This is a genomic window from Cloacibacillus sp. (assembly GCA_036655895.1).
Lineage (GTDB): Bacteria > Synergistota > Synergistia > Synergistales > Synergistaceae > JAVVPF01.
On record JAVVPF010000102.1, the window covers coordinates 1 to 2,143 of the forward strand.

Sequence of the window (2,143 nt, forward strand, 5' to 3'; positions counted from 1 at the left end):
CGCAAAGGTGAAGAATTCTCCGCTTGTTGCGGAAAGAGTTTTAAGGATCATCACATCTTTTGCGACTTTGGCCTTCAAAGCCGCCCCTGTCACTTCAAACGCTACCGCGGCCACGTTGTCGACTTTCTGAACGACGGCTTCCATTATCGGCAGAGCCGCGATGTCCTCTGATTTGATATACGTTCCTTCCGGCAGCTTGACTAGCTTGATGGCGCTTGTGGAAGCTGACGCGATGACGTTTGGGGCAAGCACGGCGTTGCCGTCTTTGTTGAAAGCTATGTCAGAGGCCGTTATGCCTTCAGCATTCAGATTCTTGGCCGCCTCCGCCTTCTTCTCAGTTTTTTCTTCTTCGGTGGCTGTCTTTGGGTCAATTGCTATGACTTCCGGCCTCAGAAGTTCGACGTTCTCTGGTTTGTCTGTGATTACAGGCGCTACAGGCTTCGTTTCGGATTCGTATTTCGTCACCACGTTGACATACTTCTCGCCTTCGATTTTAGCGGTGATTTTATAGTCCGCACCGCCCTCTGTCAGCATGATGACAGCTTTGCCGTCGGAGGCGCAGTCTTTGCCGCCTTCCGGCTGGGTTCCGTATAGTCTGCCGAAGGACACTCTGTCGAGAACTTTAGCGGAACCTTTCGAGCTCTCTATTTTATTGCCCTTCAGGTAAAATGTGCCGGCCATTCTGTGGTAAACGATTTTTTTGTAATCTTCAGGAAGATTTTTGAAGGTGTTGTTTTCCACATAGACGGAGCCCATTTTTTCGCCGGGAGGAGTCGCCCATGTATTGTTTCCGATCAAGTAGGTGTCGCCCTGCGGCGTGTCGAAGGTGTTGCCGCTTATCATTATGTTGATTGTGGGCATCGTGTCGCAGAAGACTGTGTAGCAGTTTTTGAAGGTGGAATTTTTGACCGTGATGTTTTGTTTCTGCGGGCCGTTGAAGAAGAGCGCTCCGCCGTTTCCGGTAATTTTTCCGTCGCCTATATCATTGGCTTCAATTGTGCAGCCGTCCATCGTAAACGCTGAGCCCCAGACTTCAACGGTTTTATTTGCATTACCATTGCTGGCGTTATACGAATTATAGTTGGGAAGTATCGTCAAGTTTTTGAACGTTACGCCACTGCCAAGCACGTGGACCGTGCTCTGCAGACCGACCATTCCGCCCAAATTATCAGAGTTCACATCAACGTCGCAATAGACCGCGGCGCCAGGAGTCTTGCCTTCAACGATTACGTTGTCCTGGCTCAGCACCCATGTGAAATCGGGGTAAGAAGGGTGCTTGCCCTCTCGTATGACAAGCGGCAGCTTTACTTTGCCGTACACCTCTATCGTGCAGCCTTTTGTGACGACTGTTGAATCCGGTTTTGTTACTTCTTGGATTTGCTCCGCCGTTTTGTACTCAGTACTCCCTATTTTGAAAAAACCGTCCTCGGCGTTTGCCGCGACGGCTGGCGCAAGGAGTGCCGCGGCTATTGCTGCGGCCGCAAAAAATGATGCCAATATCTTTCCATGTCTTTTCATTGCTTTACAGCTCCTCTCGATTTGTTGTGGAAAAACTTTCTGCGGTGCTGCCTGTATCTGTCGCGCTCACTCCTTTGTCTGCGGGATTTCCGCCTTTTTTTGTTACGGCACACCTGCGAACCGCATAACATAGACGACGGACAATGCGGCGGCACACGTACACGCGCCCCTGCGGCGGCGTCATATCCGGCGTCTATGACAGATGCGTTCGTTTTTACTGCCTGCTTTGATTTGCGGCAAAACAAAAATATATGATGACCTTTGTATCGTTAAACTGTCCTAATTATATGAGAGGAATTTATTTTGTCAAGTATAAATGTCATTTTGACACTTTTAATTGCTTTTTATCTTTTGGTGTTGGCGGTATGTTGTTTGAGTGAGGTGAATACTGGGATGTCTGTGGGAAAACGAATACGCTCGCTTAGAGCAAAAAATGGGATCGCGAATCAGGAGGAGCTAGCCTACTTGCTGGGGACCGCAAGACAGACTGTTTCGTCATGGGAACGCGACATTTTTTTGCCGGACGGCGCAAATTTGATGAAGCTGTCAAAGGTGCTGAATACCTCTATCGCATATATCTTGGGAGAGACGCTGACGCCCGACAAGGACGACAAGGGCGCAGAGC

Annotated in this window: 2 protein-coding genes; one reads left to right on the top strand and one right to left on the bottom strand. The window is 49.4% G+C overall.

The window, feature by feature from the left end; genetic code table 11:
• On the bottom strand, window positions 1–1,518 hold a 1,518-nt coding region (locus tag RRY12_13040), incomplete at its 3' end, for a hypothetical protein (protein MEG2185599.1).
• A gap of 393 nt (window positions 1,519–1,911) precedes the next feature.
• Here RRY12_13040 and RRY12_13045 point away from each other — a divergent pair.
• A partial coding sequence (locus tag RRY12_13045) for a helix-turn-helix transcriptional regulator (protein MEG2185600.1) occupies window positions 1,912–2,143 on the top strand: 232 nt, incomplete at its 3' end.